General features: G+C 65.5%; 18 protein-coding genes. 5 read left to right on the forward strand and 13 right to left on the reverse strand.

The features are described from left to right. The first annotated feature begins 30 nt into the window (after positions 1-30). Complete coding sequence (locus tag MG068_RS18190; protein ID WP_032129059.1) at positions 31-414, forward strand: GtrA family protein; 384 nt, start codon at positions 31-33, stop codon at positions 412-414. 5 nt (positions 415-419) lie between these two features. On the opposite strand, the gene MG068_RS18195 is transcribed toward MG068_RS18190, so the two are convergent. The 10 genes from MG068_RS18195 to MG068_RS18240 form a co-directional block, all read right to left on the reverse strand. Continuing rightward, positions 420-2,561, reverse strand: a complete 2,142-nt coding sequence (locus MG068_RS18195) for a glycosyltransferase family protein (RefSeq protein WP_132810817.1) — start codon at positions 2,559-2,561, stop codon at positions 420-422. Between the two features lie 177 nt (positions 2,562-2,738). Beyond that, the gene (locus MG068_RS18200) at positions 2,739-3,161 is read right to left on the reverse strand and encodes a F0F1 ATP synthase subunit epsilon (protein ID WP_005419509.1); all 423 of its coding nucleotides are present in this window, start codon (positions 3,159-3,161) and stop codon (positions 2,739-2,741) included. Between the two features lie 113 nt (positions 3,162-3,274). Then, the gene (gene atpD, locus MG068_RS18205; RefSeq protein ID WP_005411128.1) at positions 3,275-4,681 is read right to left on the reverse strand and encodes a F0F1 ATP synthase subunit beta; all 1,407 of its coding nucleotides are present in this window, start codon (positions 4,679-4,681) and stop codon (positions 3,275-3,277) included. A 37-nt stretch (positions 4,682-4,718) separates the two neighbouring features. Continuing rightward, entirely contained in the window at positions 4,719-5,582 is an 864-nt protein-coding gene (atpG, locus tag MG068_RS18210; protein ID WP_005411129.1) for a F0F1 ATP synthase subunit gamma, read from the reverse strand. A 97-nt stretch (positions 5,583-5,679) separates the two neighbouring features. Further along, positions 5,680-7,227, reverse strand: a complete 1,548-nt coding sequence (gene atpA, locus MG068_RS18215; RefSeq protein ID WP_005411130.1) for a F0F1 ATP synthase subunit alpha — start codon at positions 7,225-7,227, stop codon at positions 5,680-5,682. 44 nt (positions 7,228-7,271) lie between these two features. Then, the gene (locus MG068_RS18220) at positions 7,272-7,799 is read right to left on the reverse strand and encodes a F0F1 ATP synthase subunit delta (protein WP_005411131.1); all 528 of its coding nucleotides are present in this window, start codon (positions 7,797-7,799) and stop codon (positions 7,272-7,274) included. A 2-nt stretch (positions 7,800-7,801) separates the two neighbouring features. Further along, entirely contained in the window at positions 7,802-8,272 is a 471-nt protein-coding gene (locus tag MG068_RS18225) for a F0F1 ATP synthase subunit B (protein WP_005419512.1), read from the reverse strand. Between the two features lie 106 nt (positions 8,273-8,378). After that, positions 8,379-8,684 (reverse strand): F0F1 ATP synthase subunit C, encoded by a 306-nt coding sequence (gene atpE / locus MG068_RS18230; RefSeq protein WP_005411133.1) that lies wholly within the window; start codon positions 8,682-8,684, stop codon positions 8,379-8,381. Between the two features lie 73 nt (positions 8,685-8,757). Beyond that, complete coding sequence (gene atpB / locus MG068_RS18235; protein WP_010481316.1) at positions 8,758-9,558, reverse strand: F0F1 ATP synthase subunit A; 801 nt, start codon at positions 9,556-9,558, stop codon at positions 8,758-8,760. Positions 9,559-9,589: 31 nt separating this feature from the next. Then, a complete protein-coding gene (locus MG068_RS18240; protein WP_006394654.1) occupies positions 9,590-9,955 on the reverse strand; it encodes a hypothetical protein in 366 nt (121 codons plus the stop codon). 459 nt (positions 9,956-10,414) lie between these two features. Here MG068_RS18240 and MG068_RS18245 point away from each other — a divergent pair, with 459 nt between their 5' ends. After that, the gene (locus MG068_RS18245; protein ID WP_049435856.1) at positions 10,415-11,233 is read left to right on the forward strand and encodes a hypothetical protein; all 819 of its coding nucleotides are present in this window, start codon (positions 10,415-10,417) and stop codon (positions 11,231-11,233) included. A 444-nt stretch (positions 11,234-11,677) separates the two neighbouring features. Here the strand turns inward: MG068_RS18245 and lpdA are convergent, their stop codons facing one another. The 3 genes from lpdA to MG068_RS18260 form a co-directional block, all read right to left on the reverse strand. Beyond that, a complete protein-coding gene (lpdA, locus tag MG068_RS18250; protein ID WP_132810818.1) occupies positions 11,678-13,486 on the reverse strand; it encodes a dihydrolipoyl dehydrogenase in 1,809 nt (602 codons plus the stop codon). A gap of 107 nt (positions 13,487-13,593) precedes the next feature. Further along, on the reverse strand, positions 13,594-15,306 hold the full coding sequence (gene aceF / locus MG068_RS18255) for a dihydrolipoyllysine-residue acetyltransferase (protein ID WP_071229582.1): 1,713 nt from the start codon (positions 15,304-15,306) through the stop codon (positions 13,594-13,596). 167 nt (positions 15,307-15,473) lie between these two features. After that, on the reverse strand, positions 15,474-15,989 hold the full coding sequence (locus MG068_RS18260; RefSeq protein ID WP_132810819.1) for a DNA-deoxyinosine glycosylase: 516 nt from the start codon (positions 15,987-15,989) through the stop codon (positions 15,474-15,476). Positions 15,990-16,175: 186 nt separating this feature from the next. Here MG068_RS18260 and MG068_RS18265 point away from each other — a divergent pair, with 186 nt between their 5' ends. The 3 genes from MG068_RS18265 to glpK all read left to right on the forward strand — a co-directional run bounded on the left by MG068_RS18265 (position 16,176) and on the right by glpK (position 20,053). Continuing rightward, complete coding sequence (locus MG068_RS18265; protein WP_132810820.1) at positions 16,176-16,811, forward strand: OmpW/AlkL family protein; 636 nt, start codon at positions 16,176-16,178, stop codon at positions 16,809-16,811. Positions 16,812-16,995: 184 nt separating this feature from the next. Further along, positions 16,996-18,474, forward strand: coding sequence for a glycerol-3-phosphate dehydrogenase (glpD, locus tag MG068_RS18270; protein ID WP_132810821.1), 1,479 nt, complete (start codon positions 16,996-16,998; stop codon positions 18,472-18,474). 79 nt (positions 18,475-18,553) lie between these two features. Further along, positions 18,554-20,053 (forward strand): glycerol kinase GlpK, encoded by a 1,500-nt coding sequence (gene glpK, locus MG068_RS18275; RefSeq protein WP_132810822.1) that lies wholly within the window; start codon positions 18,554-18,556, stop codon positions 20,051-20,053. Positions 20,054-20,124: the final 71 nt, after the last annotated feature.

Consider the following 20,124-nt stretch of genomic DNA (forward strand, 5'->3'; position numbering starts at 1 on the left):
CATGTGCATCCCACCTCCTTCACCGCACCGATGGGCCTCGTCCGCCAGGGAAGCACCTATCTCATCATCGGGCTCGTGCAGCTGCTGCTCGACTGGCTGGTGTTCGTCACCGCGACCGCGCTGGGCCTGCCGGTGGTGCCTGCCAACATTGCCGGTCGCCTGGCCGGGATGCTGCTGGGCTTCTGGCTCAACGGCCGTTACACCTTTGCCAACGCAGGTGATGCGCGCCTTGGCTGGCGTCGATTTTCACGCTTTCTGGGAATCTGGGCCGCACTTACCGCCGCCAGCACGGTGCTGGTCGCTTTGACCAGCCGCCACCTTGGATTGGATTGGGCCTGGCTGGCCAAGCCGCTGATCGAAGGTGGGATCGCCATGATCTCCTTCCTGCTGCTGCGCCATGTGGTCTTCCGCTGAGACCTTCAGCCTGCTCCACCCGCGGCGAATCGCTTCGGCAGCCCATCCCGCCACAGCTGCAGCGGGCTGTACCCAAGTTCCACACGATGCCGCCCCGCGGGCACACAGACCGCGTGGAAGAGCCCGTTGGCACGCATCAGCGGCAACGACGCTCCGCCATCCAGCCGGGCCTGCCAGCCCTGGGCGGTCACCTCATTGATCACCAGCCACGCCGGATGCTCGGCGTCCACGTCAAGGGCGATCCTTCCGGGCTGATAGGCCTGCGAGAGCACCTTCAGCCGGCCCGCCTCACGTTCAGGGCAGTCCGTCTGCTGCCCGGTGGGCAGCCAAACCACCTGACTGAAGTCCGTCTGGTTGAACTCAGCGGCCGGTGGCAGGCGTTCACTGTGCCGCTGCACCCGTTGCGGGTTGAGCGTGCGCGGCAGCACACTTCCGCGTAGCGCCAGCTGCACGTCGCTGCCTTGGTCATCGGACCCTGCAAACGGCTCCGGTGACAGCAGCCAGCGGACACCCAGCAGGTCGTACACGGGGGCGTCCATGTCGGGAGCCCAAGGGGTCGTCGCCTTCTGCTGGAAAGCAGCCACGGGCTCCGTCGGCATGCCGACCATGTCCTGGTAATCACTGGACAGCAGCGGGTTGTAGCCATTGGCCAGTGGAATCGCATGCACAGCCGCGCCATTGGTCAGCACGCCGATGCCGAAGACGATGGCGCGCTCGGGCAGGCCAGTGCGCCGTTCGGCGGCGAGCAGCGTATAGGCGCGCTGCGTGGCGCCATTGCGCTCGGCCGTCATTACCGGCGGACGGGCGCCCGATGTATTGAAGCGTGTTCCCACGTTGAACAGCAGCATGTCGAACACGACCAGTGCGATCAGCCAGCGCACCGGAGCCGGATGCCGGCGCAGCAGCTGCACCGCGGCAGTGCCGATGCCGGCACTGACTGCCAGCCACGCAAAGGCTTCCAGATGCCCGTGGCTCGCGGCCAGCCAGGAGGCAACGCACACCAGGACAACGACTACCACCAACGACACCCGGTGCGGGCGCAGTGCGCGCTTTTCCAACGCAACCTGCAACGCCTGTGCACCCAGCCAGGCCGCTGCCGGTACCGCAAGGAACAGCGCGTCAGAGGGCCGTCGGAACAGATCAAGACCCGGCAATCCGCTGAAGAGCCATGCGAACAGCGGAGTGACGTCACCCAGCGCGACCAGTGTCGTCAACAGCAGTACACCGAGCGCCAGACAGGTGGCCCGTCGCTGCCTGTGCACAACGCTGCCGCCCCAGGCCAGCCAGAGCGCCAGTGGCACCGCGCCGAAATAGAGGTAGTCCGTGGTGATATCGCCGAAGGACCAGCTGACCCCACGTACCTGCGAGAACACATTTCCCGATAGCAGTGTTACCAGCCCCTGCGAGTGCATCGCACCGGCCAGCGCCATCTCCAGGGTCATGCCATCACGATTGGTGTCACCCAGCCAGGCCAACGTGGAAAGCCACTGGGGGGCGCTCACGGCGGCGGCGATCAGGGCGACCGCGGACAGCTGCAATGCGAGGCGGAAGCGCTTGCCTGTTGCCGACAGCACTGCGCCTGCGGCGTACACGGCACACGCCAGGATGATGAAGTAGGTCACCTGGGTCAGCTGCAGCGCGCACAGGCCGCCTGCAAGTCCCGCCAGCAGCACGTCACGCGCGCGGCCCCGGTTCCGAACAGTCGACAGGCCCAACCAGATCCAGGGAAGCAGGCTGTAGCTGACGATCATCGGCGTGTGCTGCAGGCGGGAGGCTGCCACCGCACCGAACATCAGCACCATCGCAAAGAACCACTGTGCGGGTGCAGAAAGTCCGAATGAACGCGCCAGGCGCAGCGCGCCGAAGCCACCCGCCAGCACATGCAGCAGCACCACCACGGTGAACAGATGCAACGACGCCGGCGCCAGCAGCATCGGCAGGACCATGGTCGGTTGCAGCGTCATCATCTGCGGATCGGCGATCTGCGGATAGCCACCGAACAGGTAGGGATTCCACCAAGGGGCCTGCAGGTTCCGAAGCTGCTCGGCACTGAAACTGACCGCCGGGAAGAACTGCTGCACGGCGTCGTACGGAATGACCTTGGTACCGATCAGCCACGGCATGCACAGCAGCAGCCAGCTTGCCACCCACAGCGTTTCAGGCCGAGCCCATCGGGAACGGGCTGCATCCGTGGCGCCGATGCTCGGGGCCGATGCGTACTGCATTCCGTGCATGCCTCCCTTCTCCTCAACGAAAATCGCCGGCACTGAGCCGGCGATCTTCCATCACTACCGGCATGGCTGCCGATGGTTCCCTAGCACGTGTCAGTGCTTGAGGTTCTTGCGCAGGCGCTCCAGCGCCTGCAGCTGGACGACGGCTTCGGCCAGCTTCTGCTGGGCTTCAGCCACTTCCATCGCCTCGCCGCGGTTGGCCAGGATGCGCTCGGCTTCTTCCTTGGCCTTGCGGACCGAGGCTTCGTCGATGTCCTGCGCGCGGATCGCGGTGTCGGCCAGCACGGTCACCACCTGCGGCTGCACTTCCAGGATGCCGCCGGAAATGGCGAAATCCAGCTGCTCGCCGTTCGGCGTGGTCACCACCACCTTGCCCGGCTTCAGGCGGGTGATCAGCGGCGCGTGCTTGGGCGCGATGCCCAGTTCGCCCAGCTCACCGGTGGCCACGACCAGGGTCGCTTCGCCACGGAAGATTTCCTGCTCGGCGCTGACGATGTCGCAACGGATCGTGCTCATGCAAATCTCTTCGCTGTTCGCGGCGGCGCAATGCCACCGTGGGAGTCCACCGGCGCGGGCGGTTGCCCGGCGCCGGCGTCAGGTCGGGCAGGATCGCTCCCGCCCGCCCCGGATCAGGCCTTCTCGGCCATCTTCTTGGCCTTCTCGACCGCTTCTTCGATGCCGCCGACCATGTAGAACGCCTGCTCCGGCAGGTGGTCGTACTCGCCATCGACGATGGCCTTGAAGCCACGGATGGTGTCCTTCAGCGGCACGTACTTGCCCGGCGAACCGGTGAACACTTCGGCCACGTGGAACGGCTGGCTGAAGAAGCGCTCGATCTTACGGGCGCGCGACACGGCCTGCTTGTCCTCTTCGGACAGTTCGTCCATGCCCAGGATCGCGATGATGTCCTTCAGTTCCTTGTACTTCTGCAGGGTCTGCTGGACGCGCTGGGCGGTGTCGTAGTGCTCGTGGCCGATGACCAGCGGGTCCATCTGGCGGCTGGTGGAGTCCAGCGGATCGACGGCCGGGTAGATACCCAGCGAGGCGATCGAACGCGACAGGGTCACGGTCGAGTCCAGGTGGGCGAAGGTGGTTGCCGGCGACGGGTCGGTCAGGTCGTCCGCGGGAACGTAGACGGCCTGGATCGAGGTGATCGAACCGTTCTTGGTCGAGGTGATGCGCTCCTGCAGGACGCCCATTTCCTCGGCCAGGGTCGGCTGGTAACCCACGGCGGACGGCATGCGGCCCAGCAGTGCCGACACTTCGGTACCGGCCAGGGTGTAGCGGTAGATGTTGTCGACGAACAGCAGGACGTCCTTGCCCTTGCCGTTTTCGTCCTTCTCGTCGCGGAAGTACTCGGCCATGGTCAGGCCGGTCAGGGCGACGCGCAGACGGTTGCCCGGCGGCTCGTTCATCTGGCCGTACACCATCGCCACCTTGTCGAGGACGTTGGAGTCCTTCATTTCGTGGTAGAAGTCGTTGCCCTCACGGGTACGCTCACCCACGCCGGCGAACACGGACAGACCGCTGTGCGCCTTGGCGATGTTGTTGATCAGCTCCATCATGTTGACGGTCTTGCCGACGCCGGCGCCGCCGAACAGGCCGACCTTGCCGCCCTTGGCGAACGGGCACATCAGGTCGATGACCTTGATGCCGGTTTCCAGCAGTTCGGTGGCCGGGGACTGGTCTTCGTACGACGGGGCCGCACGGTGGATTTCCCAGCTGTCGCTGGCGGCCACCGGGCCGGCTTCGTCGATCGGACGGCCGAGCACGTCCATGATGCGGCCCAGGGTGCCAGCGCCGACCGGCACCGAGATGCCACGGCCGGTGTTGACGGCAACCAGGTTGCGCTTCAGGCCGTCGGTGGAACCGAGGGCGATGGTACGCACCACGCCGTCGCCCAGCTGCTGCTGGACTTCGAGGGTGATCTCGGTGTTTTCCACCTTCAGTGCGTCGTACACCTTCGGCACCGATTCACGCGGGAATTCGACGTCGACGACCGCGCCGATGATCTGAACGATCTTGCCCTGACTCATTGCTGCATCCTCTAATGTGTGCTTTGAACGAACGCGGTCAGACTGCTGCCGCGCCGCCGACGATTTCGGAGATTTCCTGGGTGATCGCTGCCTGGCGCGCCTTGTTGTAGACGAGCTGCAGGGTGCCGATCAGCTTGTTGGCGTTGTCGCTCGCCGCCTTCATCGCAACCATGCGTGCCGCATGCTCGGAGGCGACGTTTTCCAGCAGTGCCTGGTACACCAGCGACTCGATGTAACGCGTCATCACGTGCTCGAGCACGGTCGCGGCATCGGGTTCGTACAGGTAGTCCCAGTCGTGGTGAGCGACCTGCTTCTCAGCCGGCGGCAGCGGCAGCAGCTGATCGAAGCTGGCCTTCTGCACCATGGTGTTCACGAAGCGGTTGTAGACCAGGTACACGCGGTCGATCTTGCCTTCGGTGAAGGCGTCGAGCATGACCTTGATCACACCGATCAGCGATTCCAGCTTCGGCACGTCGCCGATGTGGGTCACGCTGCCGACCATGTTGACCTTCACGCGGCGGAAGAAGGTCGAAGCCTTCTGGCCGATGGTCACCAGGTCCACTTCCGCACCCTTGTCCTGCCATGCCTTGGCTTCGCCCAGCATCTTGCGGAACAGGTTGTTGTTCAGGCCGCCGGCCAGGCCGCGATCGGAGGAGATCACGATGAAGCCGACCCGCTTGACCTGCTCACGCTCGACCAGGAACGGATGCTGGTAGTCGGTGCTGGCCTGGGCCAGGTGACCGATCACCTGCTTCATCGCCTGCGCGTACGGACGCGAGGTCTTCATCCGATCCTGCGCCTTGCGGATCTTGGAGGCCGAGACCATTTCCAGGGCGCGCGTCACCTTGCGGGTGTTCTGCACGCTCTTGATCTTGGTTTTGATTTCGCGTCCGCTTGCCATCTCTTGTTTCCCGTGGCGCGGGGCTGCTGCCCCGCGTTGTTCAACCGTTTGTCATCTGGTCCAGCGGAGCCAGAGGCTCCGCTCTACAGGACCGCGATTACCAGCTGCCGGTGGTCTTGAACTCGGCGATGCCCTTCTTGAAGGCACCTTCGATGTCGTTGTCCCAACCGCCGGTGGCGTTGACCTTGCTGACCAGTTCGCCCTGGGTGTTGGCGAAGTGGGCGTGCAGGCCTTCTTCGAACGCCAGCAGCTTGTTGACCGGCACGTCGTCGAGGTAACCCTCGTTGACGGCGTAGATCGACAGCGCCTGGTTGGCGATCGACATCGGCGCGTACTGCTTCTGCTTCATCAGCTCGGTGACGCGCTGGCCACGCTCCAGCTGCTTGCGGGTGGCTTCGTCCAGGTCCGAGGCGAACTGCGCGAACGCAGCCAGCTCGCGGTACTGGGCCAGCGAGATACGGATGCCGCCCGACAGCTTCTTGATGATCTTGGTCTGGGCCGAGCCACCGACGCGCGACACCGAGATACCGGCGTTCACGGCCGGGCGGATGCCGGCGTTGAACAGGTCGGTTTCCAGGAAGATCTGGCCGTCGGTGATCGAGATCACGTTGGTCGGAACGAAGGCGGACACGTCGCCGGCCTGGGTTTCGATGATCGGCAGCGCGGTCAGCGAACCGGTCTTGCCGGTGACCTTGCCTTCGGTGAACTTCTCGACGTATTCCTCGGACACGCGGGCAGCGCGCTCGAGCAGACGGGAGTGCAGGTAGAACACGTCACCCGGGTAGGCTTCACGGCCCGGCGGGCGCTTCAGCAGCAGCGAGATCTGGCGGTAGGCGACGGCCTGCTTGGACAGATCGTCGTACACGATCAGCGCGTCTTCGCCGCGGTCCATGAAGTACTCACCCATGGTGCAGCCCGAGTAGGCGCTGATGTACTGCATGGCAGCCGATTCGGAAGCGGTCGCGGCCACCACGATGGTGTGGGCCAGCGCGCCGTTCTCTTCCAGCTTGCGCACGATGTTGGCGATGGTCGAAGCCTTCTGGCCGATCGCAACGTACACGCACTTGATGCCGGTGCCCTTCTGGTTGATCACGGCATCGATCGCCATCGCGGTCTTGCCGGTCTGGCGGTCACCGATGATCAGCTCGCGCTGGCCACGGCCGATCGGGATCATCGAGTCGACCGACTTGTAGCCGGTCTGCACCGGCTGGTCGACCGACTTGCGCCAGATCACGCCCGGCGCAACACGCTCCACCGGAGCGGTCAGGTCGGTGCCCAGCGGGCCCTTGCCGTCGATCGGCTCGCCCAGCGCGTTCACCACGCGGCCCAGCAGTTCCGGACCGACCGGCACTTCCAGGATGCGGCCGGTGGTCTTGGCGACGTCGCCTTCGCGCAGGTGCTCGTAGTCACCCAGCACCACGGCGCCGACCGAGTCGCGCTCCAGGTTCAGGGCGAGGGCGAAGGTGTTGTTCGGCAGTTCGATCATTTCGCCCTGCATCACGTCGGCCAGACCGAAGATGCGCACGATGCCGTCGGACACGCTGGTCACGGTGCCTTCGTTGCGCGATTCCGCGGCCAGCTTGACCTTCTCGATGCGGTTCTTGATCAGTTCGCTGATTTCGGAGGGGTTGAGCGTGGTTGCCATCGTCAAGTCCTAGTGCCGGCAGCGGGGCCGGACGTTAAATGAATTCAGTTAGCGAGCGCGGTCTGCAGACGGGCCAGCTTGCCCTTCAGCGAACCATCGATGACCACGTCGCCGGCGTCGATCACGGCGCCGCCGATCAGCGAGGCATCGACCGCGGTGGTCACGTCGACCTCGCGGTTGAAGCGCTTGCGCAGCGCGACCTTGATCGCGTCCAGCTCACCGGCCGACAGTTCGGCGGCCGAGGTGACGGTGGCCTTGACCACGTGCTCGGCTTCGGCGCGCAGGGCGTCGAACATGCCGGAAATCTCCGGCAGCAGCGGCAGACGATGCGATTCGGCCAGGATGGCCAGGAAGCGCGAGTAGGTCTCGCCGTGGGACACCGGCGCCAGCAGGGCGACGGCGTCGTCACGACCCAGCTCCGGGTTGGCGAGCAGGGCCGCCACGCGCGGGTCGGCGGCGACGTGGGCGGAGAACGCCAGGGCATCCGACCACGGCGCGAACGCGCCTTCGTCGCGCGCGGTCGCGAACGCGGCGCGGGCGTACGGGCGGGCAAGCGTGAGGGCCTGGCTCATCCTTAGATCTCCGAGGCCAGCTCGTCGAGCAGCGCCTTGTGGGCGTTGGCGTCGATTTCGCGCTTGAGCAGCTTTTCGGCACCGGTCACGGCCAGCGCGGACACCTGCTTGCGCAGATCTTCACGGGCACGGTTGGCGGCGGCGTCGATTTCAGCCTGGGCCAGTTCCTTCTGACGGGTGGCTTCGGTGATCGCTTCGTTACGGGCAGCATCAACGATCTGGTTGGCACGTGCGTGGGCCTGATCGATGATCTCGTTGGCCTTGGTACGTGCTTCCTTCAGCGCTTCGTTGACCTTCTCCTGCGCCTGGGCCAGATCTTTCTGGCTGCGGTCGGCAGCAGCGAGGCCTTCAGCAATCTTCTGCTGGCGCTCTTCGATCGCGTTCATCAGCGGCGGCCAGATCTTGGTCGCGATGATCCAGATCAGACCAGCGAAGGCCAGCGCCTGCGCAAGAAGGGTGAAATTGATATTCATGGTTAGCTCGATCGCTGGTTTCGGGGTGGACGCGCCGCCGTAGCGGCGCATCCGGCCTTCATCCGAAACCGGGTGCATCAGCACCCGGTCGTCTCAAACCGCTGTATCAGCCGGCCAGAGCCTTGGTGACGGCGCCAGCGAAGGCAGCCGACAGCGGGTTGGCGAAGGCCAGCAGCAGGCCGACGGCGACCGAGATGATGAACGCGGCGTCGATCAGGCCGGCGGTGATGAACATGCGGACCTGCAGGACCGGGATCAGTTCCGGCTGGCGGGCGGCCGACTCCAGGAACTTACCAGCCATGATGGCCAGACCCAGACCGGCGCCCAGCGCGGCCAGGCCGATCATGATGCCGACGGCAAGGGCGGTGGAGCTCTGAATCTGCGCGAAGTTGGTCAGGACGGCGAAGTACATGGTTATCTCCAGGAACTTAAGTTGCTAAGGGTGATGAAACGGATGAAGGTTGAAACGCGTTGAAGCTTGAAACTCAGTGAGCGTCTTCCGACAGGCTCAGGTACACGATCGACAGCATCATGAAGATGAAGGCCTGCAGCGGGATCACCAGCAGGTGGAACAGCATCCAGCCGAGGCCGAACACACCACCGGCAATGGCACCGAAGAAACCGGCACCACCCAGCACCCAGATCAGCAGGAACACGATTTCGCCGCCGAACATGTTGCCGAACAGTCGCATCGCCAGCGAGATCGGCTTGCTCAGCCACTCGACGATGTTGAGGATCAGGTTGAACGGCATCATCCACTTGCCGAACGGCGCCGTCAGGAATTCCTTGATGAAGCCGCCCAGGCCCTTGGACTTGAGCGCGAAGAACAGCATCAGGAAGAACACGCTGATGGCCATGCCCAGGGTGGCATTGACGTCAGCGGTCGGCACCGGCTTCCAGTAGTGCACGCCCACCCATTCCAGCGGCTTGGCGATGAAATCGGCCGGGATCATCTTCAGCAGATTCATCAGCAGAATCCAGAAGAAGATGGTGATGGCGATCGGCGTGACCAGCTTGCTCTTGCCGTGGTAGGTGTCCTTGGCCTGGCGGTCGACGAACTCCAGGCAGATCTCGACGAAGGCCTGCCACTTGCCCGGCACGCCGGCGGTGGCCTTGCGGGTGCCCAGCCAGAACGCGACAACGATCACCAGGCCCATCAGGACCGCGGTGAGGAAGGTATCGACGTGGATATGCCAGAACATACCCTCACCCTTGCCGACCGGCGCGGTCAGGTTGTGCAGGTGATGCTGGATGTAGCTGGTAGGGGTTAGAGCCTCGCCCGCCATGTGTCCGGAACCTTCAGTTAATTGAATTCTGTCAACGCCTGGCCATCGCCAGGACCTGGAACATCAAGCCGACGGCGATACCGGCCAACAGCGCCAATGCAGGCAGCTTGAAGACCAGGAACCCCACCAGCAGGACGCCGAAAACCACCACCCACTTGGCCACGATCGCAATGATCAGGCGAGCCATCGCCGATCCTGCGGCCAGTGCCCCACCGCCCAGTGCCATCCGTGCCGCCACCCAGCCACCGGCCGAAATGGCCACACCGGACGCCAGCGCGCCGAGGGCATATTTCGGACCTACCAGCAGGAAGGCCAGGGCCAGGACAGCCACTGCGGCCAGCGGGTAGACCGCGGCGCGCAGCATCAGTCGCCGACCCGCATCAACGGAGTTCAGCACAGGACGTCCCGCGTGGTTGCAAGTGGAGGGCTGAGGCGACTACAGCAGGGGGGCCTCATCGAGCCGCCAAATTATAGCAATGGGACAATTTGCGAGACAACCGCTCCCTGTTCATCCCGGGAGGCCGCAAGTTGCGGTAACGGTTACATTTTTGCGTGCCACCCAGGGGACAATGACGTCCGTATGATGTTGCAGCGCAGTATTGAACTTTGGTCGCAGGCCGCGGAACTTTCACCGAATGCGCCGGTCCGATCTTTCGACCTGCCTGCAGCAACCTCGTCGACGCTCCGCCCCGCAGGTCCCACGATGGCCCCGAAGCCCGGCTCCGGGGCCATCTTTTTGCATCGTCGCGACAGCGCTGAACCGTGCACACTTCGTGGACCATACGTTCACGGATGGTGGACGGGCCTGTCCGGCACAGTGGTCTTCATTCTAATGAACCACTGCAAGGACTCTTCGATGCGCCCCGTACCCACCCTGCTCGCCCTCTCCCTGCTCGCCGTCGGCGCTTCGTTCGCCACTGCCGCCCACGCCGCTGAAGGCGACGACCGCTTCGCCCTGCGCCTGGGTGCGATGAACATCGACTCGGACAACACCCTTCGCGGCAAGACCAACGTCGCCGGCCAGGACATCGGCTTCTCCGAGGACTTCAAGCTGGGTGGCAAGGAGTGGGAACCGCGCATCGACGGCATGTTCCGCATCAGCAACCGCCAGCGCCTGCTGTTCAACTACTTCAAGTACGACAAGGACCGCCGCGAGACCCTTGGCCAGGACATCTCCTTCGGTGACGTCAACGTGCCGTCCGGCAGCTTCGTCAAGGGCGAACTGAAATACCAGGTCGCCAGCCTGGTCTATGACTACTCGGTGGTGGACACCGATACCTTCGACCTCGGCCTGCAGCTGGGTGCCGAGTACGCCAAGGTCAGCACCAAGGCCTACGCCGATCTGGGCACCGTCTACGAAGGCCAGTTCCTCAATGAGAAGACGGACGGCGTGGCGCCGGTGGTCGGTGCGCGCCTGAGCTTCACCCCGTCGGAAAAGTGGATGATCACGCTGCAGGGCCAGTATCTCAACACGCGCTGGGGCAGCTTCGATGACTACAAGGGCGACCTGAGCCGCGCCAACGCCATCGTCGATTACCGCTTCACGAAGAACTTCGGTGTGTTCGCTGGCTACGACTGGTTCAAGCTCGACGCGGACAAGAAGGGCAGCGACGGCACCATCGGCCTGAAGCAGGAATTCAAGGGCCCGGTGGCCGGCGTCAGCTTCGTGTTCTGATCCCCCGCCCCTTCCACGGCACACTCTCTCCTGGCGCGGCCTCCGGAACATCGGGGCCGCGCTTTTTCTTTGCATCGTCGAGCAGAGAAGCAGGTTGGTCGAGCGCTGGGGGAAGAGGGGCTTGCGTGCGAATGTCCCCCGGCACCGGCCTGCGGCCGTCACCTCCTCCTTTACTTCGCACGCAAGCCCCTCTTCCCCCGCGTGTCAGGCATCCAGGCGGGCCAAGCTGTGGCTCTCGACTATCCGCAAGCCGAGCCGCTGCGCGGGTGGCAGGCGTTTGGACAAAGTAAAGGAGGAGGCGACCGCCGCAGGCGGACGACGGGGGACATTTGTCCAAACGCCTGCCACCCGCGCAGCGGCCCCACCGCTCGCAAAAATCCGGAGCGGAGAAACAAAAAACCCCAGCAAATGCCGGGGCTTCTCGTTCGCGAAGGCGCGGGCGCCTTACTTCTTCTTCGGCATGTACAGATCGGTGATCGTGCCGTCGTAGATTTCCGAGGCCATCGCCACCGACTCGCTCAGCGTCGGGTGGGCATGGATGGTGTGGCCGATGTCTTCCGCCTCCGCACCCATCTCGATGGCCAGGCCGATCTCGGCCAGCAGGTCGCCGGCATGCACACCAACGATGGCACCACCGATGATGCGATGGGTCTCTTCGTCGAAGATCAGCTTGGTGAAGCCCTCGGTGCGGCCGATGCCGATCGCGCGGCCACTGGCGGCCCACGGGAACTTGGCCACGCCGACCTTCAGGCCCTTGGCCTTGGCTTCGGTTTCGGTCACGCCGACCCAGGCGATTTCCGGGTTGGTGTAAGCCACCGACGGAATCACGCGGGCCACCCACTCCTTCTTGTGGCCGGCAGCCACTTCGGCAGCCAGCTTGCCCTCGTGCGTGGCCTTATGGGCCAGCATCGGGTTGCCGACGATGTCGCCGATGGCAAAGATGTGCGGCACGTTGGTGCGCATCTGGCGGTCGACCGGAATGAAGCCGCGGTCGGTGACCTGCACGCCGGCCTTCTCGGCATCGATCTTCTTGCCGTTCGGCGAGCGACCCACGGCCACCAGCACGCGATCGAAGGTGCCCTGCGCCAGGGCAGGCGCCTGGCCTTCCTCGGCCGCTTCGAAGGTGACGGTGATGCCCTTGGCATCGGCGGTGACGCCGGAGGCCTTGGTCTTCAGGTGGACTTCGATGCCCTGCTTCTTCAGGCGGTCGGCCAGCGGCTTGACCAGGTCCTTGTCGGCGCCCGGCATCAGCTGGTCCATGAACTCGACCACGGTCACCTTGCTGCCCAGCGCGCTGTACACGGTGGCCATTTCCAGGCCGATGATGCCGCCGCCGACGACCAGCAGCGAGCCCGGCACTTCGGCCAGCTCCAGCGCGTCGGTGGAGTCCATCACGCGCTTGTCGTCCCACGGGAAGTTCGGCAGCTTCACTGCCTGCGAACCGGCGGCGATGATGCACTTCTGGAAGCGCAGCAGCTGGGTGCTGCCGTCAGCCGCGGTGATTTCCAGTTCGTTGGCCGAGACAAACTTGCCGACGCCCTGCACGCTGCGGACCTTGCGCTGCTTGGCCATGCCGGCCAGGCCCTTGGTCAGCTGGTTGACGACCTTTTCCTTGTACTCGCGCAGCTTGTCCAGGGTGATGGTCGGCTTGCCGAACTCGACGCCGAAATCACCGGCGTGGGCCACTTCGTCGATGACCGCTGCAGCGTGCAGCAGCGCCTTGGACGGAATGCAGCCCACGTTGAGGCAGACGCCACCGAGGCTGGCGTAACGCTCGACCAGCACCGTATCCAGGCCGACGTCGGCGGCGCGGAAGGCGGCGGTATAGCCTCCCGGGCCCGAGCCCAGCACGACCATTTCGCATTCGATGTCGGCCGGCTTGCCGCTGGACAGCGCCGGCTTCGGCGCCGCCGGCTCAGCCGGGGCGCGGTGCGACGGGGTCACCGGCGGCTTGCTGGCCGGGGCGGCCGCAGCTGCGGCCGGCTCGGCGGCCTTGGCCGGGGCTTCGGCGGCGCCTTCGGCGTCCAGCACCACGACCACAGCGCCTTCGGACAGGGTGTCGCCGAGCTTGACCTTGATTTCCTTGACCACACCGGCGGCCGAGGACGGCACTTCCAGGGTGGCCTTGTCCGACTCCAGGGTCACCAGACCCTGATCCTTCTTCACCGTGTCGCCGACGGCGACCAACACTTCGATCACCGGCACATCGCTGTAATCGCCGATGTCGGGAACCTTGACTTCAATCGTGGCCATGGTGGGTTTTCCTCGTGCCCGCGCGACGGTGCCGGCGGGCTGTCACTGCATCTGTTCACACGGCCGCGCCAGGGGCGGCGGCCGCACGGTGGGGGCGAAGCGGTGCCTTACAGCAGCACGCGGCGCATGTCGGCCAGTACCTGCGACAGGTACGTGGTGAAGCGTGCGGCCAGTGCGCCGTCGATGACGCGGTGGTCGTAGCTCAGCGACAGCGGCAGCATCAGCTTCGGTGCGAACTCCTTGCCGTTCCAGACCGGCTGGATGGACGACTTGGAGACGCCGAGGATGGCCACTTCCGGTGCATTGACGATCGGGGTGAACGCGGTGCCGCCGATGCCGCCCAGCGAGCTGATCGAGAAGCAGCCGCCACTCATGTCGGCCGGGCCGAGCTTGCCGTCGCGCGCCTTCTTGGCCAGTTCGCCGGTTTCCTGCGCGATCTGCACCACGCCCTTCTTGTCCACGTCGCGGATGACCGGCACGACCAGGCCGTTCGGCGTGTCGGCGGCAAAGCCGATGTGGAAGTACTTCTTCAGGGTCAGGTTTTCACCGCTGGCATCGAGCGAGGCGTTGAATTCCGGGAACTTCTTCAGCGCCGCGGCGCTGGCCTTGATCAGGAAGGCGAGCATGGTCAGCTTGATGCCGGCCTTCTCGTTTTCCTTGTTCAGCGCCACGCGCAGGCCTTCCAGATCGGTAATGTCGGCCTGTTCGAACTGGGTGACGTGCGGGATCATGGCCCAGTTGCGGGCCAGGTTCGCACCCGAGATCTTCTTGATGCGCGACAGCGGCTGGACTTCGGTCTCGCCGAACTTGCTGAAGTCGACCTTCGGCCACGGCAGCAGGTTCAGGCCACCACCGGCAGCGACAGCAGCACCGCCGGCAGCCGGCACGCCACCGCTGAGTGCGGCCTTGACGAACTTCTGCACGTCACCCTTGGTGATGCGGCCCCCCTTCTCGGTGCCGTTGATCTGCAGCAGGTCCACGCCCAGTTCGCGGGCGAACACACGCACCGCCGGGGTGGCATACGGCACCTTGGCCGGCAGCACGCCATCGGCGTTGAACTGCACCGGCGGGCTGGACGGGGTACCGGCCGAGGCGACCTCGCGGGCCGCCAGCTTGTCCGGCTGCGCCGGCACAGCGACCGGCTCGACCTTGGTGGCGGTCTCGGCGGCAGCCGGAGCGGCAGCAGCGGCTGCCTTGGTCGGCGCCGGCGCGGCAGCGCCCTCGGCCTCGATGATGGCGACCACATTGCCCTGCGACAGAGTGTCGCCGACCTTGACCTTCAGCTCCTTGACCACGCCAGCCACCGACGACGGCACTTCCATGGTGGCCTTGTCGCTTTCCAGCGTGACCAGGCCCTGGTCCTTCTTGACCGTGTCGCCGACGGCGACCAGCACTTCGATGACCGGAATGCCGGAATAGTCGCCGATATCCGGCACCAGCGCTTCAACCGCACCACCGCTGGCAGCCGGAGCGGCCGGCGCAGCTGCGGCCGGGGCCGGCGCGCTCTGGGTGGCGGCAGCCGGGGCAGCGGCCTTGGCCGGTGCCGGGGCGGCAGCGGCCGGCTTGGCCGCCTCGCCTTCAGCCACTTCGATCAGCGCCACGACCTTGCCCTCGGACAGGGTGTCACCGACCTTGACCTTGATCTCCTTGACCACGCCGGCGACGGCCGACGGCACTTCCATGGTCGCCTTGTCGCTTTCCAGCGTCACCAGGCCCTGGTCCTTCTTGACCGTGTCGCCGACGGCGACAAGCACCTCGATTACCGGGATATCGCTGTAGTCACCGATATCGGGGACAAGTGCTTCCTTGATTTCGGCCATGGGGATAACTCCGGCAATCTGGTGTAGGGAAACGTCTATTGTGCGGCCAGCGGGGGCCAGCGCCAACCGTTACAGGTGTTTTCAGTACTCACGCAGCCGGGACACGCTGTTGCTCATGGGTTGCGGCCGCGACCAGTCGGTAGCGTATTGTCCGGACGATGTCCGCTTCATGTCGCCAGTGCGTCGGCTACCGGCTGCCAGGCCTGGCGCAGCCGCGGCAGTGACCAGGCCGCGTTGGCCGGGCTGGTGGACGGCAGCGCCAGCAGCCTTGGCGGCGCCTCCAGGCCGGGCAGCACCCAACGCTGGAATGCCTTCAGCGATGCCGCACCGTTGCAGCCGATCAGCTCCAGCTCAGGAAGCGAAGCGATCAATGCCGGCAGCGCATTGGGTACTTCCGTGCCACGCACGATGTCGGCATCCAGGCTGCCACGCCGCTCGCACTGACCGATCACATCCCACAGACCCACACCGGCTGCCTGCAGTGCGCGCAGCCGTTGCGGGTACGCCAGGGCCACATTGAAGCCACAGATATCGGCCAGCACAGGCCAGAAGCGATTGCGCGGATGCGCGTAGTAGCGCTGCTCCTGCAATGACGCAACGCCGGGCATCGAGCCCAGCAGCAGCACCCTGCAATCCGCCTTCACCTGCGCTTGCAGGCCGATGCACACCGTTGCTTCGCTCACATCGTCTCCAACTGCATGAATGTCGCCGAAGGCCGAAAAGCCCATGAAAACAGGCTTTTCGCTCCAGTCGCTGAACAAGGGAAACTATTTTTTAACGTGCGTCGGATTCGATTCATGTTGGGGCGACTACGGTGTGCTCGCCCCGCAACCGGGGGCCCAAAACAAGAAACATTAGGAGATACCCCCATGCGCTCCATCCGTATCCTGAGTCTCGCCCTGCTGACCTCCGCCGCCTTCGCGCCGGCCGCTTTCGCCCAGGACAGCAGCAGCACCGACACCGCTTCGGGCAAGCATTTTGCCGTTGTTGGCGGCATCTCGCTGCTGGAACCGAAGAACGACCCGATCACCGGCGTCAAGAAGACCGATGGTGGCCCGGCGCCGACCGTCAGCTTCAGCTACTACATCAACGACAACTGGGCCGTTGAACTGTGGGGCGCTGCCGACAAGTTCGACAACAAGTTCAAGGGCCCGACCAACGCCCGCCTGGGCTCGGTCGAGCAGCAGCCGATCGCGCTGAGCGGCCAGTACCACTTCGGCCAGGCTGACAACGTGTTCCGTCCGTTCGTGGGCGTGGGCTACTACCAGTCGAGCTTCAGCAACGAGAAGCTGGGCAACGGCGCTGACACCGACATCCGCTTCAAGGATGCCAAGGGCGTGATCGGCACCGTCGGCGTGGACATGAACATCAACTCCACCTGGTTCGCCCGTGCTGACGCCCGCTACATGCGCGCCCGCCCGGACGTGAAGGTTGGCGGCGAGAAGATCGGCGAAGCCAAGATGGATCCGTGGACCGTCGGCTTCGGCATCGGCGCCCGCTTCTGATCCAGGCTGCACCTGCTTCACTGATGTAACGCGACGGGCCCTTCGGGGCCCGTCGTCGTTTCCGTCACCCGCGTTCTGTAGAGTCGAGCTTGCTCGACTGCCTTTCGTAGAGTCGAGCTTGCTCGACTTTTGCAAGAGCAGTCGACTGACAGTCGACTCTACACACACAGGATGCGGAGGCGCGATGCACGACGTCGACCTGCTGGTGATCGGTGGCGGTATCAACGGTGCCGGCATCGCCCGTGATGCCAGCGGCCGCGGCCTGCGCGTGCTGCTGTGCGAGCAGCACGACCTCGCTGCGCATACCTCCAGCGCCAGCAGCAAGCTGATCCACGGTGGCCTGCGCTACCTGGAACAGCGCGAGTTCGGCCTGGTACGCAAGGCACTGGGTGAACGCGAAGTGGTACGCCGGCAGGCACCCTATCTGGTCCGCCCGCTGCGTTTCGTGCTGCCGTGGGAACCGCACCTGCGCCCACGCTGGATGCTGCGCGTGGGACTGTGGCTGTACGACCACCTGGGCCCACGCAGCCCGGCATTTCCCGCCTCGCGCGCCCTGGACCTTCAGCGTGATCCGCTCGGCCCCTGGCTCTCCCCGGATCTGCGGCAGGCCTTCAGCTACGCCGACGCGCAGGTCGATGACGCGCGTCTGGTACTGCTCAATGCCCTGGATGCTGCCTGGCGTGGCGCACAGGTACATGTGCGCAGCCGCTGCATCGAACTGCGCCCTGTGCAGGGCCGTTGGCAGGCCGTACTGGAATCCGCCGATGGCCAGCAGCATGTGACCGCGCGCGCCGTCGCCAATGCGGCTGGCCCATGGGCCGGTGGCCTGCTGGAGCAGATGGAGGCCCGCAGCGGCGGCCCCGCGCTGCGGCTGGTACAGGGCAGCCACATCGTGCTGCGCCGCCCCTGGCCCGATGACAGTGCCTGCCTGCTGCAGCAGCCCGATGGCCGCGTGGTGTTCCTGCTGCCGTTCGCCCACGAGCATCTGCTAGTCGGCACCACCGACACCGACTACCGCGGTGACCCGGCGCGCTGCAGCGTGCTGCCTTCCGAGGTGAGCTACCTGTGCGCGGCCGCCAGCCGCTATCTGCGCGAGCCGATCACTCCGGAAGACGTGGTCTGGCAGTTCGCCGGTGTGCGGCCACTGCTGGCCGACCCGGACCCGCGTGCGGCAACGCTGAGCCGCGACTACCGCCTTCAGCTGCAATCCAGCCCGGCGCCGGCGCTGCATGTGCTGGGCGGCAAGCTGACCACCTACCGCGTGCTGGCCGAGGAAGCGCTGAACCTGCTGCGCCCTGCCCTGCCACAGATGGGACCGGCCTGGACGGCAGGCGGAGACCCGCTGCCGGGCAGCGACTGGGGTGACGCCACACAGGCGCGCTCCCGCCTGCAGGCGCTGGCACCGTGGTTGCCCGTGGAGATCGCACGGCGTTGGGCCGAAGCCTACGGCAGCCGCAGCGCCGCCCTTCTGCAGGGTGCACGGGGCATGGACGATCTTGGAGAGGACTTCGGCGGCGGCCTGCATGCGCGGGAAGTGGCTTTCCTGCGCGACCACGAATGGGCCTGGGACGCCGAGGACGTGCTGTGGCGGCGGAGCAAGCTGGGGTTGCGGCTGGATGCTGCGCAGGTGGCGCGGCTGCAGGCCTGGATCGATAGACGGTAGAGTCGAGCTTGCTCGACTGACATGAAAAGCAGTCGAGCAGGCTCGACTCTACCAACACCATCGCTACCGGAGACGCTGCATGACGCCCCGCTACGTGCTGGCCATCGACCAGGGCACCACCAGTTCGCGCGCGATCCTGTTCGACCGCGCCGGCGACATCGTCGGCAGCGCGCAGCGCGAATTCGCGCAGATCTTCCCGCAGCCGGGTTGGGTCGAGCATGACCCGCGCGAGATTCTCACCAGCGTCTATGCCACGCTGACCGAACTGCTCAGCCGCGGGCAGATCGACCCGCGCCACATCGCCGCACTGGGCATCACCAACCAGCGCGAAACCACCGTGGTCTGGGACCGTGCCACCGGACAGCCGATCCACAACGCCATCGTCTGGCAGTCGCGGCAGAGCCACGCCATCTGCGAGCGGCTGAAGTCCGAAGGGCATGAGGCGCTGATCCGCGAGCGCACCGGCCTGCTGATCGATGCCTATTTCTCCGCCACCAAGGTGCGCTGGATCCTCGACCACGTCGAGGGCGCGCAGCAGCGTGCCGAGCGCGGCGAGCTGCTGTTCGGCACCATCGACAGCTGGCTGGTCTGGAACCTCAGTGGTGGCCAGGCGCATGTGACCGACTACAGCAACGCGGCGCGCACGCTGCTGTTCAACATCCACACGCTGGACTGGGATGACGACCTGCTGGCGCTGCTGGACATCCCGCGCGCGATGCTGCCGCAGGTGCGCGATTCCAGCGCGGTGTACGCACACACCCGGCCGCAGTTCTTCTTCGATCACCCGATCCCGATCGCCGGCATCGCCGGTGACCAGCAGGCGGCGCTGTTCGGCCAGGCCTGCTTCCAGCCGGGCATGGTCAAGAACACCTATGGCACCGGCTGCTTCATGCTGATGCACACCGGCGCGCAGGCGGTGCGTTCGCGCAATGGACTGCTGACCACCATCGCCTGGGGCCTGGACGGGCGCGTGGAATATGCGCTGGAAGGCTCGATCTTCATTGCCGGCTCGGTGGTGCAGTGGCTGCGCGATGGGTTGCGCATGATCGAACGCGCCAGCGACAGCCAGGCGCTGGCCGCGCAGGTGCCCGACAGCGGCGGTGCTTACCTGGTACCAGCATTTGTCGGCCTCGGTGCGCCCTATTGGCGAAGTGATGTGCGCGGCGCGATGTTCGGCCTGACCCGTGGCACCCGCAAAGCGCACTTCGTGCGTGCCGCGCTGGAGGCGATGGCCTACCAGACCCGCGACGTGCTCGATGCGATGCAGTCCGATGCCGGTATCGCGCTGACCGAGCTGCGCGCCGATGGCGGTGCGATCGGCAACGACTTCCTGGCCGGATTCCAGGCCGACATCCTTGGGGTACCACTGCTGCGGCCGCGGCTGACCGAGACCACCGCACTGGGCGCGGCCTACCTGGCCGGGCTGGCGGTGGGGTTCTGGTCCAGCCGCGAACAGATCGCCGCGCAATGGGGCCTGGACCGGCGCTTCGAGCCACAGATGGAGGTGGCGCGGCGCGAGAAACTGTATGCGGGATGGCAGCAGGCCGTGGCGGCCACCCTCGCCTTCCACGTCGACTGACGGTAGTGCCGGCCGCTGGCCGGCAACCCCATGATCCTTGGCGGCGTCTGCAGATTGCCGGCCAGCGGCCG

Source organism: Stenotrophomonas sp. ASS1, from assembly GCF_004346925.1.
Classification (GTDB): domain Bacteria; phylum Pseudomonadota; class Gammaproteobacteria; order Xanthomonadales; family Xanthomonadaceae; genus Stenotrophomonas; species Stenotrophomonas maltophilia_A.

Excerpts from the sequence above, each read along its gene's own strand:
- MG068_RS18220 (WP_005411131.1), bottom strand. The coding sequence starts at position 7,799 with ATGAGCCAGGCCCTCACGCTTGCCCGCCCGTACGCCCGCGCCGCGTTC.
- atpG (WP_005411129.1), bottom strand. The coding sequence starts at position 5,582 with ATGGCAAGCGGACGCGAAATCAAAACCAAGATCAAGAGCGTGCAGAAC.
- aceF (WP_071229582.1), bottom strand. The coding sequence starts at position 15,306 with ATGGCCGAAATCAAGGAAGCACTTGTCCCCGATATCGGTGACTACAGC.
- atpA (WP_005411130.1), bottom strand. The coding sequence starts at position 7,227 with ATGGCAACCACGCTCAACCCCTCCGAAATCAGCGAACTGATCAAGAAC.
- MG068_RS18245 (WP_049435856.1), top strand. The coding sequence starts at position 10,415 with ATGCGCCCCGTACCCACCCTGCTCGCCCTCTCCCTGCTCGCCGTCGGC.
- atpE (WP_005411133.1), bottom strand. The coding sequence starts at position 8,684 with ATGTACTTCGCCGTCCTGACCAACTTCGCGCAGATTCAGAGCTCCACC.
- atpD (WP_005411128.1), bottom strand. The coding sequence starts at position 4,681 with ATGAGTCAGGGCAAGATCGTTCAGATCATCGGCGCGGTCGTCGACGTC.
- MG068_RS18190 (WP_032129059.1), top strand. The coding sequence starts at position 31 with ATGGGCCTCGTCCGCCAGGGAAGCACCTATCTCATCATCGGGCTCGTG.
- MG068_RS18265 (WP_132810820.1), top strand. The coding sequence starts at position 16,176 with ATGCGCTCCATCCGTATCCTGAGTCTCGCCCTGCTGACCTCCGCCGCC.
- lpdA (WP_132810818.1), bottom strand. The coding sequence starts at position 13,486 with ATGGCCACGATTGAAGTCAAGGTTCCCGACATCGGCGATTACAGCGAT.
- MG068_RS18225 (WP_005419512.1), bottom strand. The coding sequence starts at position 8,272 with ATGAATATCAATTTCACCCTTCTTGCGCAGGCGCTGGCCTTCGCTGGT.
- glpD (WP_132810821.1), top strand. The coding sequence starts at position 16,996 with ATGCACGACGTCGACCTGCTGGTGATCGGTGGCGGTATCAACGGTGCC.
- atpB (WP_010481316.1), bottom strand. The coding sequence starts at position 9,558 with ATGGCGGGCGAGGCTCTAACCCCTACCAGCTACATCCAGCATCACCTG.
- glpK (WP_132810822.1), top strand. The coding sequence starts at position 18,554 with ATGACGCCCCGCTACGTGCTGGCCATCGACCAGGGCACCACCAGTTCG.
- MG068_RS18200 (WP_005419509.1), bottom strand. The coding sequence starts at position 3,161 with ATGAGCACGATCCGTTGCGACATCGTCAGCGCCGAGCAGGAAATCTTC.